Source organism: Thiohalobacter sp., from assembly GCF_027000115.1.
Classification (GTDB): domain Bacteria; phylum Pseudomonadota; class Gammaproteobacteria; order Thiohalobacterales; family Thiohalobacteraceae; genus JALTON01.
Window position 1 is genome coordinate 74,464 of record NZ_JALTON010000049.1, and the last position, 15,545, is coordinate 90,008.

A 15,545-nucleotide genomic window follows, 5' to 3' on the forward strand; every position below is an offset into this window, starting at 1 on the left:
AGATGGCAATCGTCAAGACCAAGCCGACTTCTCCGGGGCGCCGTTTCGTCGTCCGGGTGCGCAACGAGGAGCTCCACAAGGGGGCGCCCTATGAGCCGCTGCTGGAGAAGAAGTCCAGGACCGGTGGTCGGAACAACAACGGCCGCATCACCACGCGTCATCGTGGCGGTGGTCACAAGCAGCGCTATCGCATCATCGACTTCAAGCGTAACAAGGACGGCATTCCGGCGCGTGTCGAGCGGATCGAGTATGACCCGAACCGGAGCGCAAACATTGCGCTGCTGCTGTACGCGGACGGCGAGCGCCGCTATATCCTGGCGCCGCGCGGACTGAGTACCGGCGATACGGTCGAGTCCGGGCTGGAGGCGCCCATCAAGCCGGGCTGCGCGCTGTCGCTGCGCAGCATCCCGGTGGGTACCACGGTGCACAACGTGGAACTGCGCCCCGGCAAGGGTGGGCAGATCGCGCGCAGTGCCGGTGCCGGCGTCCAGCTCGTGGCCCGTGAGGGCGATCATGCCACTCTGCGTCTGCGTTCCGGCGAAATGCGCAAGGTGCACGCCGACTGCCGGGCCACGGTGGGCGAGGTCGGAAATGCCGAACACAATCTGCGCAAGCTGGGCAAGGCCGGCGCCAAGCGCTGGCGCGGCGTGCGCCCGACCGTTCGTGGTGTCGCCATGAACCCGGTCGACCATCCGCACGGTGGTGGCGAGGGCCGTACCTCCGGTGGCCGTCATCCGGTATCGCCCTGGGGCATGCCGACCAAGGGTTACAAGACCCGCAAGAACAAGCGTACGGACAGCATGATTGTGCGGCGCCGTAACCGCAAGTAAGTGAGAGGACGATAACGTGCCACGTTCAGTTCGCAAGGGTCCGTTTGTCGACGACCATCTGATGAAGAAGGTCCGTGAGGCAGTCGAGACCAACAATCGTCGCCCGATCAAGACCTGGTCGCGCCGTTCCATGATTCTGCCCGAAATGGTTGGGCTCACCATTGCGGTGCACAACGGTCGCCAGCATGTTCCGGTGCTTATCAACGAGAACATGATCGGCCACAAGCTTGGCGAGTTCGCCGTGACCCGGACCTTCAAGGGGCACGCTGCGGACAAGAAATCCAGGTAAGGGAGTCCATCGAGATGCAGGTACAAGCCAAACTGCGTAACGCCCGGATCTCCGCCCAGAAGTGTCGGCTGGTGGCCGATCAGGTGCGCGGCATGCCGGTCGAACGCGCATTGCAGACGCTCATGTTCAGCCCCAAGAAGGGCGCCCATCTGGTGCGCAAGGTGCTGGAGTCGGCGATCGCCAACGCCGAGCACAACGAGGGTGCGGATATCGACGAGTTGAAGGTTGCTGCCATCTGCGTGGACGAGGGGCCGACCTACAAGCGCTGGCGTGCCCGGGCCAAGGGGCGTGCCAACCGCATCCTGAAGCGGACCAGCCACATTACGGTCACCGTGGGCGACTGAGGCAACAGAACGCTGCGAGACGCGAGAGACTTAACAGAGAGATCAATATGGGCCAGAAAGTACATCCAACAGGCATCCGCCTCGGTATCGTGAAGGACTGGACGTCCAAGTGGTACGCGGATTCCAGGAACTTCGCCGACTATCTGTACAACGATCTTCAGGTACGCGACTTCCTGAAGAAGCGCCTGGCCCACGCCTCGGTGAGCCGGATCCAGATCGAACGGCCGGCACGCAATGCGCTGATTACCATCCATACCGCGCGTCCCGGTATCGTGATCGGCAAGAAGGGTGAGGATATCGAAAAGTTGCGCAAGGAAGTCTCCCAGCTGATGGGTATCCCGGTGCACATCAATATCGAGGAGGTGCGCAAGCCGGAGCTGGATGCGCAGCTGGTCGCCGAGAGTGTGGCCCAGCAGCTGGAACGCCGCATCATGTTCCGCCGCGCGATGAAGCGCGCGGTGTCCAACACCATGCGGCTCGGTGCCCAGGGTGTGCGGATCAACGTGGCGGGGCGGTTGAACGGGGCCGAAATCGCCCGTACCGAATGGTATCGCGAGGGGCGTGTGCCGCTGCATACCCTGCGTGCCGACATCGATTACGGATTTGCCGAGGCGCGTACCACCTATGGAGTGATCGGCGTCAAGGTCTGGATATTCAAGGGCGAAGTGTTTGGCGATGCCGAGCAGCCTGCGGAGCCCGAGGGCGGCAAGAAGGCCGCGGCCAACTGAGCTGGAGTGACTGAATCATGTTGCAGCCGAAGAGAACCAAGTTCCGCAAGCAGCAGAAGGGGCGCAACCGCGGTCTCGCCACGACCGGAAATCGCGTGAGCTTCGGCGAGTTTGCGCTCAAGGCCATGGATCGTGGCCAGGTCACCGCGCGCCAGATCGAGGCCGCGCGCCGTGCCATCACGCGTCACGTCAAGCGCGGTGGCAAGCTCTGGATTCGGGTGTTTCCCGATGTGCCGATTACCAAGAAGCCCATCGAGGTGCGTATGGGCAAGGGCAAGGGCAACGTAGAGTACTGGGTCGCCAAGATCCAGCCTGGTCGTGTGCTCTATGAAATCGAGGGGGTGTCGGAGGAAGTTGCGCGCGAGGCGTTTCGTCGTGCCGCGGCCAAGCTCCCCGTGAAGACCACGTTTGTGACCCGGACGGTGATGTGATGAAGGCGAGCGAACTCAGGAACAAGACCGAGGCGGAGCTTCGTGAGGAGCTGATCAGCCTGCGTCGAGAGCAGTTCAACCTGCGCATGCAGCGTGGCAGCGGCCAGGCGCCGCGCCCCCACGAGTTCCAGCGGGTCCGCAAGGATATTGCCCGGATCAAGACGATTCTGGGTGAAAAGGCAGCTGCAGGTGAAATGGCATGAGCGAGAATGCTGAAAAGGTACAGCGTGTCCTGACCGGCCGCGTCGTGAGTGACAAGATGGACAAGTCGGCCACCGTGCTGATCGAGCGTCGTGTCAAGCATCCGCTGTACGGAAAGTACATTCGTCGGTCCACGAAATACCATGTGCACGACGAGAACAATGAGTGCCGCGAGGGCGATCTGGTTTCGATCGAGCAGTGTCGCCCGATCTCCAAGACCAAGTCCTGGCGACTGGTTTCGGTGGTGGAACGGGCCGAGTGATCCGCTAGCGGCGACACACATACTTTCGGGAAGCAGTCATGATTCAGATGCAAACCATGCTGATGGCCGCGGACAACAGCGGCGCACGCCAGGTCCAGTGCATCAAGGTGCTGGGCGGCTCGCACCGTCGCTACGCGAACATCGGTGATGTCATCAAGGTCAGCGTGAAGGAAGCGATTCCGCGCGGCAAGGTCAAGAAGGGCGAGGTATACAACGCCGTTGTCGTGCGTACGCGCAAGGGTGTGCGTCGCCCGGATGGTTCGCTGATCCGGTTCGACAGCAACGCCGCCGTGCTCCTGAACAACAAGCTTGAGCCCATCGGTACCCGCATCTTCGGGCCGGTGACTCGCGAGCTCCGTGGCGACCGGTTCATGAAGATCGTGTCGCTGGCTCCGGAAGTGCTCTGACGCGAACATTTACAGGGTTTACAGTCATGCGCAGGATTCGAAAAGGCGACCAGGTCGTCGTGATCGCGGGCAAGGACAAGGGCAAGCGCGGCAGCGTGCTGCGGGTGCTCGATGACGATCGTCTGATCGTCGAGAACATCAATGTCGTCAAGAAGCACCAGAAGCCGAATCCGACGCGTGGCGTGGCTGGCGGCATCATCGACATGGAGGCCCCCATTCACGTCTCCAACGTGATGCTGTTCAACCCGCAGACCAGCAAGGGCGATCGGGTCGGTTTCCGCATGCTGGAAGACGGGCGCAAGGTGCGATTCTTCAAGTCCACGGGCGAAGTCGTGGATGTCTGAAAGGCGGATTGGATCAATGGCTAGATTGCAGGAACACTACCGGAACAACGTGATCAGGCAGCTGCAGGAGCAGTTCGGCTACGCCAATGTCATGGAGGTTCCGAAGATCGAGAAGATCACCCTGAACATGGGTGTCGGCGAGGCCATTGCCGATCGCAAGGTCATGGACAACGCTGTTGCCGACATGGCAAAGATCGCCGGCCAGAAACCCATCGTGACCAAGGCACGCAAGTCCGTGGCGGGGTTCAAGGTTCGGGAGGGCTGGCCCATCGGCTGCAAGGTGACGCTGCGCCGGGAACGCATGTACGAATTCCTGGATCGGCTTATCAGTATTGCGATCCCCCGCATTCGTGACTTCCGCGGGCTGAGCGGCAAGTCCTTCGATGGCCGGGGTAACTACAGCATGGGCGTCCGGGAGCAGATCATTTTCCCGGAAATCGATTACGACAAGGTCGATGCGCTGCGTGGCATGGATATCACCATTACCACCTCCGCCAAGACCGATGAGGAAGCCAAGGCGCTGCTCGCCGCCTTCAACTTCCCATTCCGCAACTGACAAGGCAGGAATCTGGCGCATGGCAAAGAAATCGATGATCGCGCGCGAAGTGAAGCGCATGAAGACGGTCCAGAAGTATGCGGCGAAGCGCGCCGAGCTGAAGGCCATCATCAAGAACCCGAACAGCAGCTACGAGGAAGTGGCCGATGCCGTTGCGCGCCTGCAAAAGCTGCCGCGTGATGCCAGCCCGGCGCGGCTTCAGCGTCGTTGCCGGCTTACCGGTCGGCCGCATGCCGTGTATCGCAAGTTCGGTCTGTGCCGCAACAAGCTGCGCGAGCATGCCATGAAGGGCGATGTCCCCGGTCTGGTCAAGGCCAGCTGGTAGAATCGCAGGGCAGGACAGGAATTGCGGGCCCAGGGGGCCCACAGGAATCGAGGTAGATACGCAATGAGTATGTCGGACCCCATCGCGGACATGCTGACCCGGATTCGCAACGGGCAGCACGCGGAAAAGGCGCAGGTGAGCATGCCTGCCTCCAAGCAGAAGGCGGCCATCGCCAAGGTGCTGAAGGACGAGGGTTATATCCTCGACTATTCCGTGTCCGACGAAGACGGCAAGCCGACCCTGACCATCACCCTGAAGTACTTCGAGGGCCGTCCGGTCATCGAGAAGGTGCGTCGGGTGAGTCGCCCGGGCCTGCGTATCTACAAGAACAAGCATGAGCTTCCCAAGGTCGACGGTGGCCTGGGTATCGCCATCGTATCCACCTCCAAGGGGGTGATGACCGACCGCCAGGCACGTGCGGTCGGCGAGGGTGGCGAAGTGCTCTGCACGGTGAGCTAGGACAGGGGCAGGATCATGTCGCGAGTTGCTAAACAACCGGTTGAGATGCCATCGGGCGTCGAGATCACCATCGCCAGTGGCAAGGTCACGGCCAAGGGTCCCAAGGGTAGCCTGGAGCTGACCCTGAATCCCCTTGTCGAGGTGAAGCAGGACGGCAATGTGCTGACCATCGTGCCGGCGAAGGAATCGAAACAGGCCTGGGCGATGGCCGGGACCACCCGTGCCTTGCTGAACAACATGGTGATAGGTGTCAGCCAGGGTTTCGAACGCAAGCTGGAGCTGGTGGGCGTCGGATATCGCGCCCAGGCCCAGGGCAACACGCTGAACCTGACGCTGGGTTTTTCGCACCCCATCAACTACCCGGTCCCGGAGGGCATTACCATTGAGACGCCCAGCCAGACCGAGGTCGTGGTCAAGGGCGCCGACAAGCAGCGGGTCGGCCAGGTTGCTGCCGAGATTCGTGCCTTCCGTCCGCCGGAACCCTACAAGGGCAAGGGCGTGAAATATGCGGATGAGGTGATCGTCCGCAAGGAAGCGAAGAAGAAGTAATTCCTGACAACCTTGGGGTCGCGGTCGGGATCGCGCCCCCCAATGAGGTAGACGCAATATGGCATTGGACAAGAAGGCAGCACGTCTGCGGCGCGCCCGCAAGGCGCGTGCGAAGATTCGTGAGCTGGGTGCGCATCGTCTGACGGTGTTCCGGACCCCGCGTCACATCTATGCCCAGGTGTTTTCGCCAGCCGGCGATCGAGTGGTCGCGGCGGCCTCTACCCTGGACAAGAGCTTGCGCGAGCAGCTGGGCAAGACCGGCAATGCCGCGGCCGCGGCCGCGGTGGGCAAGGCGATTGCCGAAAAGGCCCGTGCTGCCGGCGTGACCAAGGTGGCGTTTGATCGCGCCGGGTTCAAGTATCACGGTCGGGTCAAGGCATTGGCCGATGCCGCCCGTGAAGCAGGTCTGGAATTCTAAGGGTGAATCATGGCGAGTGTTGACGCACAGGCCCAGGGCGATGGGCTGCAGGAAAAACTGGTTGCGGTGAATCGTGTGGCCAAGGTGGTCAAGGGCGGCCGCGTGTTCGGCTTTGCAGCCCTGACCGTAGTGGGCGATGGCAATGGCCGAGTGGGTTTCGGCACCGGCAAGGCACGCGAGGTGCCGGTCGCTATCCAGAAGGCCATGGAGAATGCGCGCCGCAACATGAAGTCGGTGGCACTGAAGGATGGCACCCTGCAGTATGCCCTGGTCGGGCGTCATGGCGCAGCCAAGGTGTACATGCAGCCGGCCTCGGAAGGTACGGGTATTATTGCGGGTGGCGCGATGCGTGCCGTGTTCGAAGTTCTGGGAGTGCGCGACGTGCTGGCCAAGTGCATCGGCTCCAACAACCCGATCAACGTGGTCCGCGCCACCATGAACGGTCTCACTGGCATGAACTCGCCGGAAGCCGTGGCAGCCAAGCGCGGCAAGACGGTCGAAGAGATCCTGGGGTAAGGGCCATGGCTGACAAGAAACTCAAGGTGACGTTGGTCAAGAGCGTGAATGGCCGGCTGAAGAACCACAAGGCCTGCGTGGCCGGTCTGGGTCTGCGGCGCATGCACCACACTGTCGAGGTGATCGATACCCCCGAGAACCGTGGCATGATCAACAAGGTGTCTTACCTCTTGCGGGTAGAGGAAGCGTAAAGATGCGTCTCAATACACTCAAGCCGGGCGAAGGCAGCAAGGCTGCGCGCAAGCGGGTCGGTCGTGGCATCGGGTCCGGGCTGGGCAAGACTTGTGGTCGTGGCCACAAGGGGCAGAAGTCGCGCTCGGGCGGCTTCCACAAGGTTGGCTTCGAGGGCGGCCAGATGCCGCTGCAGCGTCGCCTGCCCAAGGTAGGATTCAGCTCGCGGGTCGGACGGACCCGCGCCGAGGTGCGCCTGGGCGAACTGGCGAAGGTCGCGGGCGATGTCATCGACCTGCTGGCGCTCAAGCAGGCCAATCTGGTGCCTCAGCAGACCCTGAAGGCGAAGATCATCCTTTCCGGTGAAATCGATCGGGCGGTGACCCTCAAGGGCGTGGCCGTTACCAAGGGTGCGCGTGCCGCCATCGAGGCTGCCGGCGGCAAGGTCGAGGACTGAGTGGCCACGCCGGGCGCAACCGCGGTCGGGTCGCTGGGCGATCTCGGCAAGCTCAAGGAGCTGCGCCAGCGCCTGATGTTCGTCATCGGCGCCCTGATCGTGTTCCGGCTCGGGACCCATATTCCGATTCCGGGCATCGACCCCGACGTGCTGCGCCAGCTGGCCGAGCAGCAGAAGGGCACCATCCTGGATATGTTCAACATGTTCTCGGGTGGTGCACTGGAACGGTTGTCGATTTTTGCGCTGGGCATCATGCCCTATATCTCGGCATCGATCATCATCCAGTTGCTCAGCCACACCGTGCCTTCCCTGGAGCAGTTGAAGAAGGAAGGCGAGGCCGGGCGCAGGAAGATCACCCAGTACACCCGCTACGGTACGGTGGCACTGGCGACGCTGCAGGCCATCGGTATTTCCGTCGGCCTCCAGGGGCAGCAGATGGGCGGCAGCCCGCTGGTGATCGTCGAAGGCCCCGGGTTCGTGCTGAGCTCGGTGGTGACGCTGGTGACCGGCACCATGTTCCTGATGTGGCTGGGTGAGCAGATTACCGAGCGCGGCATCGGCAACGGCATATCGATCATCATCTTCGCGGGCATCGTGGCTGGGTTGCCGTCCGCGATCGGCGGCACCCTGGAGCTGGTGCGCACCGGTGAGATGAACGTGCTCAGCGTGCTGTTCCTGTTCGCGCTGGCGCTGGCGGTGACCGCCTTCGTGGTTTTCGTGGAACGTGGCCAGCGCCGGATTACAGTGAATTACGCCAAGCGCCAGCAGGGGCGGAAGGTGTATGCGGCGCAGAGCACCCACCTGCCGCTGAAGCTGAACATGGCGGGCGTCATTCCGCCGATTTTTGCGTCGAGCATCATTCTGTTCCCGGCGACGCTGGGGAGCTGGTTTGGTGCCAACGAGGGCATGGCCTGGCTCAAGGACATCGCCTCGACGCTGTCGCCCGGGCAGCCGTTGTATGTGCTGTTGTATGCCCTTGCGATCGTGTTTTTCTGTTTCTTCTATACCGCGCTGGTGTTCAATGCGCGGGAAACGGCGGACAACCTCAAGAAGTCCGGCGCGTTTATCCCCGGGATCCGCCCCGGCGAGCAGACGGCACGTTATATCGATGCCGTGATGACCCGGCTGACGGCCGCCGGTGCCATCTACATCACCGCGGTCTGTCTGCTGCCGGAGTTCCTGATCCTGTACTGGAACGTGCCCTTCTACTTCGGTGGTACGTCACTGCTGATCATCGTGGTCGTGGTCATGGACTTCATGGCCCAGGTTCAGGCCCACCTGATGTCGCATCAGTATGAGGGCCTGATGAAGAAGGCGAATCTGCGCAGTCACGGCCGCAATACCGGCCTGTTGCGCTGAGCGCTGTGGGGAATTCGGAACGGTGCGGCGGGGATCCCGACGTGCACCAGGCAACACAGAGGTAGCGTCATGAAGGTTCGTGCATCGGTCAAGAAGATCTGCCGCAACTGCAAGATCATCCGCCGCAAGGGCGTGGTCCGGGTGATCTGCAAGGACGCCCGCCACAAGCAGCGGCAGGGCTGAGCGGCATCAAGGCGTGCGCGGGCGGTTGCGGCCGCCCCGCATTGATTTTTTTCGTACGGCAGGATAGTCTTACGCGTTTCCCGGCGTCGGGCGACGCGCGTGGTTCCAGGAGAGGGTAAATGGCCCGTATTGCAGGTATCAACATTCCCGTGAATAAACATGCGGTTATCGCATTGACCGCAATTTACGGCATTGGCCGCACGCGCGCCCGCCAGATCTGCGAGGCCACCGGCGTGGCGCCGGACCGCAAGATTCGCGATCTGGCCGAAAACGAGATCGAGGCGCTGCGCAACGAGGTCGCCAAGTACACGGTGGAGGGTGACCTGCGCCGCGAGGTTTCGATGAATATCAAGCGCTTGATGGATCTGGGCTGCTATCGGGGCCTGCGTCACCGCCGCGGCCTGCCGCTGCGCGGTCAGCGTACCCGTACCAACGCGCGCACCCGCAAGGGGCCGCGTCGCCCGATCCGCAAGTGATCCATCCGCATACGGACAACCATTTCAGTTCAGGCAGGGTTCAGGCATCATGGCAAAGGCAGCCGCGAGTCGCACTCGCAAGAAGGTGAAGAAGAATGTGGTGGACGGCGTCGCCCACATCCACGCTTCCTTCAACAACACCATCGTGACCATCACCGACCGCCAGGGCAACGCCCTGTGCTGGGCGACCGCCGGTGGTTCCGGTTTCCGCGGTTCGCGCAAGAGCACGCCCTTCGCTGCCCAGGTGGCGGCGGAGCGTGCCGGCAAGGCGGCGCTGGAATTCGGAATGAAGAATCTCGAGGTCATGGTGAAAGGGCCCGGTCCGGGCCGCGATTCCGCCGTGCGCGCCCTGAACGCCGTGGGCTTCCGCATCACCAACATTCAGGACGTGACGCCGATCCCCCACAATGGCTGCCGTCCGCCCAAGAAACGCCGCGTTTAAGCTGGAGTCGACATGGCAAAGTATACCGGTCCCAAGTGTCGTCAGTGCCGTCGTGAAGGCACCAAGCTCTTCCTGAAGGGAGAGAAGTGCTACACGAGCAAGTGCCCCGTGGAAAACCGCCCCTTCCCGCCGGGCCAGCACGGCCAGCGACGTACCCGCTTGTCCGACTATGCGCTGCAGCTACGCGAGAAGCAGAAGCTGCGCCGCATCTACGGTGTGCTCGAGCGGCAGTTCCGCAGCTACTACAAGGAAGCCGCGCGCCGGAAGGGTTCAACGGGCGAGAATCTGTTGCAGTTGCTGGAGAGCCGTCTCGACAACGTGGTCTACCGCATGGGCTTTTCCGCCTCGCGTAGCGAGGCGCGTCAGCTGGTGCGGCACAACGCCATTTTGGTGAATGGCCGCAAGCTCAACATTCCGGCTGCCCAGGTGCGGCCCAACGATGTCATTTCGCTGTCCGAAAAGGCACGGAACCAGTCCCGCGTGCAGGCCGCCATGGAGCTGGCGCAGCAGCGTGGCATTGCCGACTGGGTGCAGGTCGATCCCAAGAAGATGGAAGGCGTGTTCAAGAGCGTTCCCGAGCGCTCCGATCTCCCGTCGGACATCCAGGAACAGTTGGTGGTCGAACTGTACTCCAAGTAATCCACTGTTGAGAGAGGAACTTCCATGCAGGGCAGTGTGACTGAATTTCTGAAACCGCGAATCGTTGACATCAACCAGGTCAACGATCTGACTGCCAAGGTCACCATCGAGCCGCTGGAGCGCGGTTTCGGCCACACGCTGGGCAACGCATTGCGGCGCATCCTGCTCTCGTCCATGCCCGGTGCCGCAGTGGTCAATGCCGAGATCGAGGGCGTCCTGCATGAGTACTCGACCATCGAGGGCGTGCAGGAGGATGTCATCGACATTCTGCTCAACCTCAAGGGTATCGCCATCAGGCTGCATGCCCGCGACGAGGCGAACCTGACCCTGAAGAAGAAGGGTCCGGGCGTGGTCACTGCGGCCGACATCACCCTCGATCACGATGTCGAGATCGTCAATCCGGATCATGTCATTGCCCACCTGACCAAGGACGGTGAGCTGAACATGACCCTGAAGGTCGCCAAGGGGCGGGGCTATGTGCCAGCCACCCAGCGCGAGAGTGCCGAGGGCGAGGATCGTCCCATCGGCAGCCTCCAGCTCGACGCCAGTTTTTCGCCCGTGCGCCGCGTGACCTACGGTGTGGAGGCGGCCCGTGTCGAACAGCGCACCGACCTGGACAAGCTGGTGATCGACATCGAGACCAACGGTACCATCGATCCCGAGGAGGCCATCCGCCGCGCGGCGACCATTCTTCAGGATCAGCTCTCGGTGTTCGTGGACCTGCAGGGCAAGGAAGAGGAGCAGGCCGAGGCCGCTGCGCAGGACATCGACCCCATCCTGCTGCGCCCGGTGGATGATCTGGAACTCACGGTGCGTTCCGCCAACTGTCTCAAGGCCGAGAGCATCTACTACATCGGTGATCTGATTCAGAAGACCGAGGTCGAGCTGCTCAAGGCGCCGAACCTTGGCAAGAAGTCGCTCACCGAGATCAAGGATGTCCTGGCGTCGCATGGCCTGTCGCTGGGCATGCGTCTGGAGAACTGGCCGCCTGCCGGTCTCAAGGACAAGTCTGCCTGATTAATCAAGCCGGGCCTGCCGGCGCTAGACTGTGAAGGGTTTGAACGATGCGTCATCGCAAAAGTGGACGTCAACTGAATCGCAACAGTGCCCATCGCAAGGCGATGTTTCGCAACATGGCAGCTTCGCTGATGCGCCATGAGGTCATCAAGACCACGTTGCCCAAGGCCAAGGAGCTGCGTCGCGTTGCCGAGCCGCTGATCACCATGGCCAAGACCGACAGCGTCCACAAGCGCCGCCTGGCCTTTGCCCGCCTGCGGGATCGTGAGGTGGTGACCAAGCTGTTCAATGAACTGGGGCCGCGCTACAAGGATCGCCCGGGTGGTTATCTGCGTATCCTCAAGATGGGTTTCCGCGCCGGCGACAATGCGCCCATGGCGCTGGTCGAGCTGGTGGACCGTCCCGAACCTGCCGAGGAGGCCGCAGCCGAATAAGCCCTGCTGCGGGAAGTGATAGGATGAAAGCCGGGCAGCCGCCCGGCTTTTTTCTTTCGGGGGTGTGCGTGATCCTGCTGTTCACCGACTTCGGACTCGAGGGGCCCTACATCGGCCAGATGCAGGGTGTTCTGTTGCGAGAAGCCCCGTCAGTGCCGGTAATCAACCTGTTTGCCGATGCGCCCAGCTTCGATCCTCATGCGGCAGCCTATCTGCTGGCGGCCTATGCGCCCGAGTTTCCCGGGGACTCGGTATTCCTGTGCGTGGTCGATCCGGGCGTCGGTGGCCGGCGCCGGCCCTGTGTGGTCGAGGCCGACGGCCGCCGCTTCGTCGGACCCGACAACGGGCTGTTCAATGTCGTTGCCAGCCGCGCGGAACAGGTCCGCTGGTGGGACATCAGCTGGCGGCCGGTGCGGCTTTCGGCCAGTTTTCATGGCCGTGACCTGTTTGCGCCGGTCGCGGCGCGCATTGCCCGCGGCGATTCCGTGCCCGGGGAAGCGGTAGATCCCGCCGATCGCATCGAGCCCGGCTGGCCACCGGAGCTGGCGCAGATCATCTACATCGACCACTACGGCAATGCCATCACCGGTATCCGGGCCGCCAGCATATCCGGCAGACCGACGCTGGTGGTCGGGCGTCACCGGCTGCGGTGGGCCCGCACCTTCTCCGATGTCGCTGAGGGCGAGGGCTTCTGGTACGAGAATGCCAACGGCCTGGTGGAGATCTCGGTCAACCGCGGTCATGCCGCCCGGGTACTGGGGCTTTCCATAGGCGATCGCGTCCACTTCAGCGGTGCACTCTGAATGCGGCTCGGCCCCGTGTAAAAAGCGGCGGTGCCGTGGAGGTCAGGCGCTCACGGTACGGCGGCCATGCGCCAGTATCGGAGCAAGGAACTGGCCGGTATAGGATCCGGGCGTATCGGCAACCGTTTCCGGGGTGCCGCTGACCAGGATGCGGCCGCCGCCGCCGCCGCCCTCCGGCCCCAGGTCGACGATCCAGTCGGCCGTCTTGATGACATCCAGGTTGTGCTCGATAACCACGATGGTGTTGCCGTGATCGCGCAGGCGGTGCAGCACCGCGAGCAGCTGCTCGATGTCGTGGAAGTGCAGGCCGGTGGTGGGCTCGTCCAGTATGTACAGGGTGCGCCCCGTGTCGCGCTTGGACAGCTCGCGCGCCAGCTTCACCCGTTGGGCCTCGCCGCCGGACAGGGTGGTGGCGTTCTGGCCCAGCCGGATATAGGACAGGCCGACATCCATCAGCGTCTGCAGCTTGCGGTGAATGACCGGCACGGCGCTGAAGAAGTCCAGTGCATCCTCCACCGTCATCTCCAGCACCTCGTGGATGTTGCGGCCCTTGTAGCGGATCTCCAGGGTTTCGCGGTTGTAGCGCTGCCCGTGGCAGACGTCGCAGGGCACGTAGATGTCGGGCAGGAAATGCATCTCTACCTTGATGACGCCGTCGCCCTGGCAGGCTTCGCAGCGGCCGCCCTTGACGTTGAAACTGAAGCGACCCGGCTTGTAGCCGCGCGAACGCGCCTCCTGGGTGCCGGCGAACAGCTCGCGGATGGGCGTGAACAGACCGGTGTAGGTTGCGGGATTGGAACGCGGCGTGCGCCCGATGGGACTCTGGTCGATGTCCACCACCTTGTCGAGCTGGTCGAGGCCCTCGATGTCGTCGAAGGGGGCGGGGGTGGTGGCGGCCCCATTGAGTTCACGCGCGGCAATGCGGTACAGGGTGTCGTTGATCAGCGTGGACTTGCCGGAGCCGGAGACGCCCGTGATGCAGCTCATCAGGCCCAGCGGAATGCGCAGCTCGACGTTTTTCAGGTTGTTGCCGCGGGCACCGCGCAACACCAGCTCGCGCGCCGGGTCCGCGGGCACGCGCCGCTCCGGCACGGCGATGCGGCGGCGACCGGAGAGGTACTGGCCGGTCAGCGAGTCGGGGTGCTTCATGATCTGCGCCGGCGTGCCCTGGGCCACCACCCGGCCGCCATGCACACCGGCGCCGGGGCCCATGTCGACCACGTGGTCGGCGGCACGGATGGCGTCCTCGTCGTGTTCTACCACGATCACGGTGTTGCCGAGGTCGCGCAGGAAGGTCAGGGTGTTCAGCAGGCGCTGGTTGTCGCGCTGGTGCAGGCCGATGGAGGGTTCGTCCAGCACGTACATGACGCCCACCAGGCCGGCGCCGATCTGGCTGGCCAGCCGAATGCGCTGGGCCTCGCCACCGGACAGGGTGTCGGCACTGCGGTCCAGTGACAGGTAGTCCAGGCCGACGTTGACCAGAAAGTCGAGCCGGTCGTTGATCTCCTTGAGGATCTTTTTCGCGATTTCGCCGCGCTTGCCCGGCAGATCGAGATTGCCGAAAAAGGCCTGCGCCTGATCGATGGGCATACGCGAGATTTCCGGCAGCGTCGTATCCGCGATATAGACGTGCCGTGCGGCGCGATTCAGTCGCGTACCCTCGCATTCGGGGCAAGGTCGGGTGCTGAGGTACTTGGCGAGTTCCTCCCGGACCACATGCGATTCGGTTTCGCGGTAGCGCCGCTCCATGTTGGGGATGATACCCTCGAAGGCATGCCGCCGGGTGGTGAAGCCGCGGCGCTCGGTGACGTACTGGAACTCGATCTTCTCCTTGCCGCTGCCATACAGAATGATGTCGCGGATGCGCTCCGGCAGTTCCTCCCAGGGGGTCTCGATGTCGAAGCCGTAGTGATCGGCCAGCGAGCTGATGAGCTGGAAGTAGTAGGCGTTGCGGCGGTCCCAGCCGCGTACCGCGCCGCCGGCGAGGCTGAGGTGCGGATGGGCGACGACACGCTCGGGGTCGAAGAACTGCCTGACGCCCAGGCCGTCGCAGGAGGGACAGGCGCCGACCGGGTTGTTGAAGGAAAACAATCGCGGTTCGAGTTCGCTCAGGGCGTAGCCGCAGACGGGGCAGGCGAAGCGGGCGGAGAACACCAGCTCCTCCGGGCCATCCTCGTCCAGTGGCGCGACGCGCGCGATGCCGTCGGCAAGGCGCAGCGCGGTCTCGAAGGATTCGGCCAGCCGCAGCTTCAGGTCGGGCCGGACCCTGAATCGGTCCACGACGGCCTCGATGCTGTGCTTGCGCCGTAGGTCCAGCTCCGGGATCTCGTCGAGTTCCACCACCTTGCCGTCGATGCGGGCGCGCACGAAGCCCTGGGCGCGGAGTTCCTCCAGCACCTGCACATGCTCGCCCTTGCGTTCCTGCACGATGGGGGCCAGCAGCATCAGCCGGGTCCCTTCGGGCAGCGTCAGCACCTGGTCCACCATCTGGCTGACGGTCTGTGCCTCAAGCACGATGTCGTGATCGGGGCACCGCGGCTGGCCGGCGCGCGCGAACAGCAGGCGCAGGTAGTCGTGGATCTCGGTGATGGTGCCGACCGTGGAGCGCGGGTTGTGGGAGGTGGCCTTCTGCTCGATGGAGATGGCCGGTGACAGTCCCTCGATATGGTCCACGTCCGGTTTTTCCATCATGGCCAGGAACTGGCGCGCGTAGGCGGAGAGGGACTCCACGTAGCGGCGCTGGCCCTCGGCGTAGATGGTGTCGAAGGCCAGCGAGGACTTGCCAGAGCCGGACAGGCCGGTGATCACGATCAGGCGGTCGCGCGGCAGTTCGAGGTCGATGTTGGCGAGGTTGTGGGTCCGTGCGCCGCGGATCAGGATCCTATCCATCGTGTTTTCTGCTCCG

The 15,545-nt window shown here is 63.2% G+C and carries 26 protein-coding genes; 25 read left to right on the plus strand and 1 reads right to left on the minus strand.

Annotated elements, in window-relative coordinates; genetic code table 11:
• Positions 1 to 2: 2 nt before the first annotated feature.
• The 25 genes from rplB to MVF76_RS09340 all read left to right on the plus strand — a co-directional run bounded on the left by rplB (position 3) and on the right by MVF76_RS09340 (position 12,640).
• A complete protein-coding gene (gene rplB / locus MVF76_RS09220; protein WP_297528516.1) occupies positions 3 to 830 on the plus strand; it encodes a 50S ribosomal protein L2 in 828 nt (275 codons plus the stop codon).
• A 16-nt stretch (positions 831 to 846) separates the two neighbouring features.
• Positions 847 to 1,119 carry a 30S ribosomal protein S19 gene (gene rpsS / locus MVF76_RS09225; protein ID WP_297528517.1) on the plus strand — a complete coding sequence of 91 codons (273 nt, stop codon included), beginning with the start codon at positions 847 to 849 and terminating at the stop codon, positions 1,117 to 1,119.
• Positions 1,120 to 1,133: 14 nt separating this feature from the next.
• On the plus strand, positions 1,134 to 1,463 hold the full coding sequence (gene rplV / locus MVF76_RS09230; RefSeq protein WP_297528518.1) for a 50S ribosomal protein L22: 330 nt from the start codon (positions 1,134 to 1,136) through the stop codon (positions 1,461 to 1,463).
• 47 nt (positions 1,464 to 1,510) lie between these two features.
• Positions 1,511 to 2,191 (plus strand): 30S ribosomal protein S3, encoded by a 681-nt coding sequence (rpsC, locus tag MVF76_RS09235; RefSeq protein ID WP_297528519.1) that lies wholly within the window; start codon positions 1,511 to 1,513, stop codon positions 2,189 to 2,191.
• Between the two features lie 17 nt (positions 2,192 to 2,208).
• Complete coding sequence (rplP, locus tag MVF76_RS09240; RefSeq protein ID WP_297528520.1) at positions 2,209 to 2,622, plus strand: 50S ribosomal protein L16; 414 nt, start codon at positions 2,209 to 2,211, stop codon at positions 2,620 to 2,622.
• A complete protein-coding gene (rpmC, locus tag MVF76_RS09245) occupies positions 2,622 to 2,825 on the plus strand; it encodes a 50S ribosomal protein L29 (RefSeq protein WP_297528521.1) in 204 nt (67 codons plus the stop codon). The genes rplP and rpmC overlap by 1 nt, the downstream gene beginning before the upstream one ends.
• Entirely contained in the window at positions 2,822 to 3,085 is a 264-nt protein-coding gene (rpsQ, locus tag MVF76_RS09250; protein WP_297528522.1) for a 30S ribosomal protein S17, read from the plus strand. Before rpmC ends, rpsQ begins: the two co-directional genes overlap by 4 nt.
• A 38-nt stretch (positions 3,086 to 3,123) precedes the next feature.
• Complete coding sequence (rplN, locus tag MVF76_RS09255) at positions 3,124 to 3,492, plus strand: 50S ribosomal protein L14 (RefSeq protein WP_297528523.1); 369 nt, start codon at positions 3,124 to 3,126, stop codon at positions 3,490 to 3,492.
• A gap of 26 nt (positions 3,493 to 3,518) precedes the next feature.
• Positions 3,519 to 3,836 (plus strand): 50S ribosomal protein L24, encoded by a 318-nt coding sequence (rplX, locus tag MVF76_RS09260; protein ID WP_297528524.1) that lies wholly within the window; start codon positions 3,519 to 3,521, stop codon positions 3,834 to 3,836.
• Between the two features lie 16 nt (positions 3,837 to 3,852).
• Complete coding sequence (gene rplE, locus MVF76_RS09265; RefSeq protein ID WP_297528525.1) at positions 3,853 to 4,392, plus strand: 50S ribosomal protein L5; 540 nt, start codon at positions 3,853 to 3,855, stop codon at positions 4,390 to 4,392.
• Positions 4,393 to 4,411: 19 nt separating this feature from the next.
• Positions 4,412 to 4,717, plus strand: coding sequence for a 30S ribosomal protein S14 (gene rpsN / locus MVF76_RS09270; protein WP_297528526.1), 306 nt, complete (start codon positions 4,412 to 4,414; stop codon positions 4,715 to 4,717).
• Between the two features lie 63 nt (positions 4,718 to 4,780).
• Entirely contained in the window at positions 4,781 to 5,176 is a 396-nt protein-coding gene (rpsH, locus tag MVF76_RS09275) for a 30S ribosomal protein S8 (protein WP_297528527.1), read from the plus strand.
• Positions 5,177 to 5,191: 15 nt separating this feature from the next.
• A complete protein-coding gene (gene rplF, locus MVF76_RS09280; protein ID WP_297528528.1) occupies positions 5,192 to 5,725 on the plus strand; it encodes a 50S ribosomal protein L6 in 534 nt (177 codons plus the stop codon).
• Between the two features lie 64 nt (positions 5,726 to 5,789).
• Complete coding sequence (rplR, locus tag MVF76_RS09285) at positions 5,790 to 6,143, plus strand: 50S ribosomal protein L18 (protein ID WP_297528573.1); 354 nt, start codon at positions 5,790 to 5,792, stop codon at positions 6,141 to 6,143.
• 9 nt (positions 6,144 to 6,152) lie between these two features.
• Positions 6,153 to 6,659, plus strand: a complete 507-nt coding sequence (gene rpsE / locus MVF76_RS09290) for a 30S ribosomal protein S5 (RefSeq protein ID WP_297528529.1) — start codon at positions 6,153 to 6,155, stop codon at positions 6,657 to 6,659.
• A 5-nt stretch (positions 6,660 to 6,664) separates the two neighbouring features.
• Positions 6,665 to 6,850, plus strand: coding sequence for a 50S ribosomal protein L30 (gene rpmD, locus MVF76_RS09295; RefSeq protein WP_297528530.1), 186 nt, complete (start codon positions 6,665 to 6,667; stop codon positions 6,848 to 6,850).
• A 2-nt stretch (positions 6,851 to 6,852) separates the two neighbouring features.
• On the plus strand, positions 6,853 to 7,287 hold the full coding sequence (gene rplO / locus MVF76_RS09300) for a 50S ribosomal protein L15 (RefSeq protein ID WP_297528531.1): 435 nt from the start codon (positions 6,853 to 6,855) through the stop codon (positions 7,285 to 7,287).
• A complete protein-coding gene (gene secY, locus MVF76_RS09305) occupies positions 7,288 to 8,646 on the plus strand; it encodes a preprotein translocase subunit SecY (RefSeq protein ID WP_411293554.1) in 1,359 nt (452 codons plus the stop codon).
• A 69-nt stretch (positions 8,647 to 8,715) separates the two neighbouring features.
• Positions 8,716 to 8,829 carry a 50S ribosomal protein L36 gene (gene rpmJ / locus MVF76_RS09310; RefSeq protein ID WP_297528532.1) on the plus strand — a complete coding sequence of 38 codons (114 nt, stop codon included), beginning with the start codon at positions 8,716 to 8,718 and terminating at the stop codon, positions 8,827 to 8,829.
• 119 nt (positions 8,830 to 8,948) lie between these two features.
• Positions 8,949 to 9,305 (plus strand): 30S ribosomal protein S13, encoded by a 357-nt coding sequence (gene rpsM, locus MVF76_RS09315; protein ID WP_297528533.1) that lies wholly within the window; start codon positions 8,949 to 8,951, stop codon positions 9,303 to 9,305.
• 49 nt (positions 9,306 to 9,354) lie between these two features.
• A complete protein-coding gene (gene rpsK / locus MVF76_RS09320) occupies positions 9,355 to 9,747 on the plus strand; it encodes a 30S ribosomal protein S11 (protein ID WP_297528534.1) in 393 nt (130 codons plus the stop codon).
• A gap of 12 nt (positions 9,748 to 9,759) precedes the next feature.
• The gene (gene rpsD / locus MVF76_RS09325; RefSeq protein WP_297528535.1) at positions 9,760 to 10,386 is read left to right on the plus strand and encodes a 30S ribosomal protein S4; all 627 of its coding nucleotides are present in this window, start codon (positions 9,760 to 9,762) and stop codon (positions 10,384 to 10,386) included.
• Positions 10,387 to 10,410: 24 nt separating this feature from the next.
• Complete coding sequence (locus MVF76_RS09330) at positions 10,411 to 11,403, plus strand: DNA-directed RNA polymerase subunit alpha (protein WP_297528536.1); 993 nt, start codon at positions 10,411 to 10,413, stop codon at positions 11,401 to 11,403.
• Positions 11,404 to 11,450: 47 nt separating this feature from the next.
• On the plus strand, positions 11,451 to 11,837 hold the full coding sequence (rplQ, locus tag MVF76_RS09335; RefSeq protein ID WP_297528537.1) for a 50S ribosomal protein L17: 387 nt from the start codon (positions 11,451 to 11,453) through the stop codon (positions 11,835 to 11,837).
• 23 nt (positions 11,838 to 11,860) lie between these two features.
• Entirely contained in the window at positions 11,861 to 12,640 is a 780-nt protein-coding gene (locus MVF76_RS09340; RefSeq protein WP_297528538.1) for an SAM hydrolase/SAM-dependent halogenase family protein, read from the plus strand.
• A gap of 42 nt (positions 12,641 to 12,682) precedes the next feature.
• Here MVF76_RS09340 and uvrA read toward each other — a convergent pair whose 3' ends face one another.
• A complete protein-coding gene (uvrA, locus tag MVF76_RS09345) occupies positions 12,683 to 15,529 on the minus strand; it encodes an excinuclease ABC subunit UvrA (RefSeq protein ID WP_297528539.1) in 2,847 nt (948 codons plus the stop codon).
• Positions 15,530 to 15,545 lie beyond the last annotated feature (16 nt).